The sequence below is a fragment of the Runella aurantiaca genome, assembly GCF_003339505.1.
In the GTDB taxonomy this organism is placed as follows: Bacteria; Bacteroidota; Bacteroidia; order Cytophagales; family Spirosomataceae; genus Runella; species Runella aurantiaca.
The window spans coordinates 225,747-234,037 of record NZ_QPIW01000010.1 but is presented as its reverse complement, the minus strand read 5'-3'; the positions used below and the strand labels follow the sequence as shown (position 1 = coordinate 234,037).

5 protein-coding genes are annotated in these 8,291 nt (G+C 47.1%); 2 read left to right on the top strand and 3 right to left on the bottom strand.

Going from position 1 to position 8,291, the window contains the following annotated elements; genetic code table 11:
* Positions 1-223: 223 nt before the first annotated feature.
* Genes DVG78_RS14500 through DVG78_RS14490 form a run of 3 tightly spaced genes read right to left on the bottom strand, consistent with a single transcriptional unit; the run spans position 224 to position 4,000 of the window.
* Entirely contained in the window at positions 224-1,573 is a 1,350-nt protein-coding gene (locus DVG78_RS14500) for a neutral/alkaline non-lysosomal ceramidase N-terminal domain-containing protein (protein ID WP_114461775.1), read from the bottom strand.
* Positions 1,570-2,973 (bottom strand): DegT/DnrJ/EryC1/StrS family aminotransferase, encoded by a 1,404-nt coding sequence (locus tag DVG78_RS14495; protein WP_114461774.1) that lies wholly within the window; start codon positions 2,971-2,973, stop codon positions 1,570-1,572. Before DVG78_RS14495 ends, DVG78_RS14500 begins: the two co-directional genes overlap by 4 nt.
* Before the next feature lie 13 nt (positions 2,974-2,986).
* Complete coding sequence (locus DVG78_RS14490) at positions 2,987-4,000, bottom strand: Gfo/Idh/MocA family protein (protein ID WP_114461773.1); 1,014 nt, start codon at positions 3,998-4,000, stop codon at positions 2,987-2,989.
* Positions 4,001-4,157: 157 nt separating this feature from the next.
* Between DVG78_RS14490 and DVG78_RS14485 the strand changes: the two genes are divergently transcribed.
* Both DVG78_RS14485 and DVG78_RS14480 read left to right on the top strand, forming a co-directional pair.
* A complete protein-coding gene (locus DVG78_RS14485) occupies positions 4,158-4,796 on the top strand; it encodes a GntR family transcriptional regulator (protein WP_114461772.1) in 639 nt (212 codons plus the stop codon).
* A 327-nt stretch (positions 4,797-5,123) separates the two neighbouring features.
* Positions 5,124-8,288 carry a SusC/RagA family TonB-linked outer membrane protein gene (locus tag DVG78_RS14480; RefSeq protein WP_114461771.1) on the top strand — a complete coding sequence of 1,055 codons (3,165 nt, stop codon included), beginning with the start codon at positions 5,124-5,126 and terminating at the stop codon, positions 8,286-8,288.
* Positions 8,289-8,291 lie beyond the last annotated feature (3 nt).

Sequence of the window (8,291 nt, the reverse complement as noted above, 5' to 3'; positions counted from 1 at the left end):
AGCATAGGGAGGAATTGGTTAGTTTTTGAATGTTTAGCAACTCCAAAATACTATTCTTTCACTCTCTATGCTATGTTGTGCTCTTTAAAACCCAGTATTATCCTATATTCCCTGAAAAGTTCGCGTTTTTTTACAAAGTTGACTGTGTCCCACAGTCAACGGGAAAGGGATACAAAAATACCTTAGTGCCCTTTGCGCCATTCTTTGTGAACTTTGCGGTTAATTATCTCTTAATTTTTGCAATCTCAATTTGTTGAGCGAGTTTATCTATTTCTGCATAGATCAATTCAGGTACCGAAGCATCCCAAACACTCGGCAGTCCATAGACCATTTGCGAAGAAGCCCCTTCATAGCCACCTTCCTTCAAAATTGTTACCGAAGGGATATAGCCCATCACGTCGTTGGAATAGCCCATCACAAAAATATCTTGCCCAAATCGCTTTTTGCATTCGATCGCGTATTCAATGACCAATTCTCCACCAAAGCTAAACAGCGGTTGGTCGCCCAATTTCCAAATTTGCAGAGGATAGGAATACGATGAGAGAAACGACTTTCCCTGCTTCATTTCGGCCAATGTTCGCGTAGCCCAACGTTGCAGATACGGCGTCGTTTCACTTTGGGTTTTTATCAATTCTGCTTCCGTTGGAGGAGTTGAAAGGGGGAGCGTTATCTCGGAATAAGCGGTTTGGAGTTGTGCCGACAAAGACCGCATGGGTTCTTCCAACACTCTATCCACGGCCGCTGCCAATTCGCGACCGTACTGTCGTGCCAATGAAATCGTGCGTCGAGGCAACGGATTTTGGTCACCGGCGGCTCCCTGAAAAAACAGTGCAGTAACGCCCGGGTGGGTGTTTTCCAGTTCAATTTGCGCAAATCCCGGGTAATCGCCCGAAAATTGGTAAATGTCCAACACCGTCGGGTGACAGGCGTAGCCAAAGGCAATTGCTTTGAGTTTTCCGTTGGCCGTTACGGCTTTTATGACCGGTACGGCATAATCATTGGGGCCTTTCAGTTCGGTTTGTTCTCGCAAAGACGCTTCTTTGTTGTTGCGTCGATTTACCTGAAACCTTGTTACGCCGTTTTGTGCAAACAGTTCAACGGGTTCTAAATCTTTCAGCGCCCGCTCTACCAAATTAATGACCTGCGCTTCCAGTTGACGTGAATAACGGGCAATTTTGGCTTCCTCGTTCGCATCCAACGGATAAATATCGTGCAACGCATCGTCCAAAACTGGTCCCGAGTGCGTATGTGAACTGTTGAGAATAATCTGTGCTTTGGTCAGTCCGAATTTGTCATGAAGTTGCACTCGAATGCGGTCAGACATCGCTTTGGGAAAACCCAGTATATCCGTCGTGACGAGCACACATTTTTTGCCGTTTTCATCTTCCAATGCCAATGCTTTGGCCCATAAGTCATGCAATTTCCCCTCGGAAGCGTGGGTACGGGAAGCATACCCTGCCTGCCAAACGGATTCTTTGGGCGTGATAATTACCTTGGCAACGCCCGCTTTCCACCCCTTTGCCCACGTTGTTGAAATGACTAAAAATCCAATCAGCCAAAGGTGATTTTTCATTTGACGCTCAGGAGTTTATCGGCGTGGGTATAGATTTTTTCGATGGCGTTGGCGATTTCGTCCATGTCTGCCTTCGTGCCCAACAGCATATTTTGGGTAAACCAAACCGCTTCTTCATTGCAAAGTCGGTCATTTTGGGGACAATGATTGCGTTCTACGTAGCTTTTGAAGTCAAGCTGCGCTTTGGTATACATTTTTTGGAAATTTTTCGACTGAAATGCGTCGTTTAGGTATGGCATATTATTTAGCGTCGCGTAGCCTTTGGAGCAGGGAATCCCCTCCGCTGATAACGCTTTCAGGAAGGTATCGCGAGACAATCCTTTAAATCCTTCTTTTTTGTAACGGAAAGGAAACAGGTGAAAAGCCGCCCGCGTCACGTTGTCGTACAATTTGTAGGGAACAACGCCCGGGATTTTCTGAATCTTTGCTTTCAAATAGGCCGCATTCTCGTTGCGGAGCGTGGTTTCGGCGTCCAATCGCTTGAGTTGCGCCAGACCGATGGCCGCCTGGTATTCCGTGATGCGTTGTTTATTTCCCTGAATGATTGTTCCTGCCCCAATCACGCCCGACGCCATACCGAAAGGGTTTCCGTAGTTGTGATATGAGAAACATTTGTCCATGAACAGGTCATTGTTGCTCACAATGGCACCCGCTTCACCGATGGCTAAGTTCTTGGAATTCTGGAAACTAAAACAACCCGCATCGCCGAAGGTACCCACTTTTTGGTGGTTGATCTCAGCCATGTGCGCCTGACAGGCATCTTCAATCACCGCCAGATTGTGCTTTTTGGCAATGGCCAAAATTGGCGGCATGTTGGCCGGCAAGCCCAAAATATGCACCGGAATGATAGCTTTGGTGCGGGGCGTAATTTTGGCTTCTATTTTGGCGGGGTCAATCTGAAACGTTTCGGGGTCCACGTCCACAAAAACGGGCATCGCGCCCGTAGCAATGACGGGGGCTACCGTTCCGATAAAAGTATAGGGAGGAATCAGTACCTCGTCGCCGCCGCGAATGTCCAACTGCATCAAAGCGGTAATCAATGCATTGGTACCGTTCATGACCGCCAATGAGCGTTTTGCTCCTACGGTTTCGGCCCATTTGGCTTCAAATTCATTGACCACTGCCGCCCGCGACCACACGCCGCTCCGCATCACTTCGAGCAATTGCTTTTCGTCGGTTTCGGGTTTCCAGATGGGCCAAGTCGGCCAGCCTTTGCTGCGAACAGGCTTGCCGCCCAGTAAAGCCAGTGGCTCGGTCAATGAAAATGAAGTAGGGGCAAAGGGTTTTGTAGCCTGATTTTCAGTGGTTTTTGCAAGGAGGGTAGGTGTCAATACCGCCCCTAAGCCCGTCAATGAATTTCGTTTCAGGAATTCACGTCGTGAAAAATGGTTGGAAGGCATGGCAAAGGATAGTTTAAGATTTTTTTGCTTTTTTGATCACACTTTCAAGCGTCACAACGGCTCCCCCCTGACGTTTGCTTTCGTCGGCTGCTTCCATGAAAGCAAAGATTTCGATGGTTTCTTCGGGTGATACGGGAAGGTTGCCCGTTTCGAAATAGTTGACAATATCTTTTAGCAAGGGCTCGTAGCCGCCGTAGGGGCCCAATACGATGTTTCCGTTTTTGGTGTAAACTGTGCCGCCGTAGTCGTGTTTTCCCGTGCGCGTGCCGCGAAAGGTGCCTACGCGCCCGTCGGCCCAAGTGCCAATCACAATGTCGGTGCCTTCATTGTGAACACGGCTAACTTGTTTGCAACCCGTCCCCATAACAGTATAAAGCGTTTCGACGCCGTGGATGCCGTACCAAAACAAATCCGGGTGTGTTTTTTCAAGCACGGCCGGGCTGAACGTATCGGCACCGACGACGATACTTTTATCCACTTTTTCCACGCCTTTGATGTGCCGAAGTGACGAGGCCGAAAATAGAGGAATATTGTACTTTTTGGAAGCTTCAAAAATGGCAATAGCATCGGAAAGCGAAGCCGCAATGGGTTTGTCAATAAAAACGCGCTTGCCTGCCTTGAGCACCTGAAGGGCCTGTTCGAGGTGAAGGCGGCCGTCGTTGGTTTCCAGCAATACAACATCCACTTTTTTGAGTAAATCAGCGATGGAGTCGACGATTTCTACGTTCTGTTTTTTAACTTCTTCGGTATAAGCCGGAACGCGCTTGGTGCTGCTTTCAATGTCTTTGCTGCCTTGCGGGTAGGCGGCCACTACTTTATACCCCAGAAAATCGGCACTTGCCTCGGGCGCATTGAGTGCTTTGACAAAAGCTGTGCTGTGGGAAGTATCCAAGCCGATAATGCCAACGCGTTTGCCCGCCGCCACAGACTTTGCGGAAACAGATTCAGGGTTGATGAAACTGAAAGCCAGTGTACTGAGTGCGGTATTTTTGACAAACTTTCGTCGGCTTACAACTAATTTTTTCATGACAAAATGGTAAGAGTTAAAGAATAGACAATCAATATATCTATATTTAGTAGGACATTTTGTACTACTGCCGGGAAATTTTGAAGGATTATTTTTTTAACTTTACAAAGTTAGTTAAAATTTGTTTACATTTTTGCATAAAATTTGATTACAAAAAATGAAGATAGACTCGCTTGCCAATAAAGTATATATAGAACTAAGAAAAAAAATCCTGTCAAATCAGTTAGTGTCGGGCACGAGATTGAAAGAGGATATTTGGGCTAAACGGTTGGATGTAAACCGCATGGCGGTGCGTGAAGCGTTGACGCGACTGCTGGGGGAGCAATTGATCGAGACGGGAGAAAAGGGGGGCTATTTTGTAAAGTCAATGAGTGCAGAAGATGTTCGGCAAATTCGTGAGTTGCGGGAAATTTTGGAATTAGGCGCTATTCGCCTGGCTATTCAAAAAATGGACGAAAAAGGGATTCAGAAATTGGAAGAGATATGCAATGATTTCACTTCGATGGTGGAAAGGGGCTATTTTGGCGGAGCCTGCGAAGCAGATGTTAAATTTCATGAAACCCTTATTGATTCTGCACAGAACGATAAATTGAAGGATATTTACGAAATAAGCAACATTCCGCTCTTTCACCAAAAGTTGGGAAAGTCGCAAACACACATGGATGATTATGAGCTTACTGATCAGGAGCATCGCCAATTGTTGAAAGCCATTAAAGAAAAAGATGTTCAGCTTGCCGAAGAAACCCTCACCAAGCATCTGCTGCGCGGAGAGGTAGAGGCGTTGGAGTTGGATTAGACATTCTGTCACCTTATTTACTTTGCCCGGCCCAAGATGCGTTCAGCATCTTGGGCTTTTTCTTTTCCTGAAAAGCACGGCTGTTCTGTCTCGGCTCAGTTATTTGGCGTGGGTCATTTTTTATTTTTCTAAAAAAAATTTAATCAACTTTTTTTGTTTACAAAAATATACTTTCTTTGTAAACAAATTTTCGAAAAATTGTCAGGTAATAATGATCGAATTACCTACTATCCTTCGGTAAATTGAGCTTCAATAATCAACTCACTAAAATTACATTCGTATAAACCCTATTCAGTAGTAACGCTTTTCTTAAACATCAATCTAGACATGAACAACTTTTTCCTACTCCGAAAAAAAGGGGTAAGCTTGCTATTGCTTTGCCTGCTTACGTCCATTGCGGTGTACGCTCAGACTTCCATCTCGGGGAAAGTCGTGGGTGCAGACGACTCGCAACCCATTGCGGGCGCTTCCGTTTTGATCAAAGGAAATACCACAAACGGTGCCATTACAGCCGCCGACGGGACCTTTAAGTTGTCAGTTGGCCCCAATGCGGTATTGGTCGTTTCTTACATTGGATACCAGCTTCAGGAAATTCCGGTAGGCAACCAAACAACCTTTAACATCTCGCTGACGCCGTCGGCAACTACGCTCGGCGAAGTGGTGGTGACGGGTTATTCGTCGGAACGAAAAAAGGACATTACAGGCTCCGTATCGGTCGTTGATGTGAAAGCACTGAAGTCAATTCCTGCGGGTTCGGCGGTGCAAGCCCTTCAAGGTCAGGCAGCTGGCGTAACGGTGCTGAGTTCGGGAGCGCCGGGAAGTCCGAGCAATATTTTTGTGCGGGGCATTACTTCCTTCGGAAATACGCAACCCTTGGTGTTGGTGGATGGTGTGCAGGCCGAACTCAACGACGTAAGTGCCGATGATGTGGAATCCATTCAGGTGCTGAAAGACGCGGGCGCGGCCGCCATTTACGGAGTTCGCGGGTCTAACGGCGTAATTGTAGTAACTACCAAAAAAGGTAAGTCAGGACAACCGGTTATTTCGTACGATGCCTACTTCGGCAATCAACAGCCGTTGTCGGGCAATGTCTTCAATTTGCTTAACTCGCAGGATTTTGCCCGTTTGACCAAAGTGGCTTATCCAAGCACGGGGCTATTTCAAAATGGCCTTCCCGACTTTACGTATAGAGGCCCGGGTGCCACGGGTGTGGGCAATGCCGGCAGCCCGGCCGTTGATGCTTCCAAGTATAATTTTGACGCGGCCAATCCCGGAGCCAATTACCTGATTCAATCTGTCAACAAAACAGGGACCGATTGGTTTCATGAATTATTCCAAAATGCACCCATGACCAGCCATAACCTCACCGCAAGCGGCGGGACCGACAAGTCTAATTACATGGTTTCGTTGGGGTATTTTAACCAACAGGGGACAATGCTGAAAAGCTACCTTGAGCGTTATTCGGCCAGAATAAACACGCAGTTTAAAGTTAAAAACAACATTCGGATTGGGGAAAATCTGTATATTTTCTACAAGAAAAACCCCGGCTTTGACAACTTGAGCACCGGTAACCCCATTGCCTGGACTTACCGCGCCATGCCGACCATTCCCGTGTATGACATCAAAGGCAACTACGGAGGAACCTTCGCCGGTCCCGAGTTGGGGAGTTCCTCCAATCCAGTAGCGGTGCAGATGAACACCATCAATAACAAAACCAACGCGTGGAATGCGGTAGGAAATGTGTATGCAGAAGTGGATTTCCTAAAGCATTTTACGGCCCGCACGAGTTTTGGCGGAAGTATTGATAATCAGTACGCTACCAACTTTACCTTTACCCCTTATAACAATTCCGAAGGAAATACGAACCCCAACACCTTCTCGGAAATTGCGTTGTACAACAGCAATACCATGTGGACGAACACACTTTCGTACACCAACGCGTTTGGCAAACATACCCTGAAAGTAATCGTCGGTTCGGAAGCCATTCGCAACTACGGACGCTACATGATCGGCTCGGCCAGCCGACTGTTTTCCACCAATTTTGACTACTTGAGTCTTTCCAATGGAACCATCAACATTACCAACGCCAGCAGCGCATACAACAACACGCTGTTTTCGGTTTTCAGTCGTTTGGATTATGCCTACAATGACAAATACTTAGTGGGCGTGACGGTGCGTCGTGATGGTTCATCGCGCTTTGGGTCTAACCGCCGTTACGGAACCTTCCCATCGGTATCTCTGGGCTGGCGCTTGTCGGGCGAAGAGTTTTTGAAGGATGTGACTTGGTTGAATGAGTTGAAACTGAGAGCCAGCTACGGTGTATTGGGATCGCAAAACAACGTAAGTCCGCAAAATGCCTATACTCTCTTTGGCGGAACATTTGCCAATGCCTATTATGACATTGGCGGTAATGGTTCATTGGCGCAGGGTTTTGCGCAAACCAGCATCGGAAACCCAAATACGGGTTGGGAAGAAAATATCGTGACCAATGCTGGATTAGACGCTACCATTTTGAACAACAAACTGGACATTTCGTTTGAATATTACCAAAAATCCATCAATGGACTGTTATTTACCCAGCCTCTCCCCGCCACGGCGGGCGGTGCCACGGCTCCGACGGTCAACATTGGTGACATTCAAAATAAAGGGGTGGATTTGGCACTCAACTATCGTCAAACCATCAACCCAAGTCTCAAATTCAATATCGGTGCCAACATCACGACCTACAAAAACGAAGTAGTAAGCATTCCCGGACCGGGCTATTTTGACGTTGCCAATACCCAAAATTTGGGGAATGTGGTCAGAAATCAGGTGGGTCAGCCGGTAAGCTCTTATTTTGGGTATCAGGTGCTGGGTATTTTCAAAAATGATGCCGAAGTAACGGCGTCTCCTACCCAAAGCGGCGCTGCTCCCGGTCGTTTTAAGTATGCGGATATCAACGGCGACAATAAAATCGACGCTACCGACCGTACATTCCTTGGCAGTCCCAACCCTGACTTTACCTATGGTGTCAATTTGGGCGTAACCTACCGCAACTTTGATTTCTCCACGATTCTGTACGGCTCGCAGGGTAACGAAATCTACAATACCATTCGGTCATTTACGCACTTTTTCAGTACCTACGTAGGGGCCAAAAGCAATGACCTGCTCAATGCCTGGACGCCCGAAAATCCGAACAGTTCGATTCCTAAAATTGAGTCAACGGGCTCGTTCAGTTCGTCGGGCGTTTCCAATTCATTTTACGTAGAAAACGGTTCGTTCCTCAAAATGCGCTCGTTGATGATAGGCTACACGGTGCAACCGGCCGTTCTGAAAAAATTCGGAATGAACAAGCTGCGGGTGTACGCACAGGGAGCCAACTTGTTTACGCTGACCAAATACACCGGCTTAGACCCCGAATTGAGCGGGAACAGTTCGGCGTTTGGGATTGATTACGCCAACTATCCCAACAACCAGAAGAACTTCATCCTTGGACTTAATCTCTCCTTCTAAAAA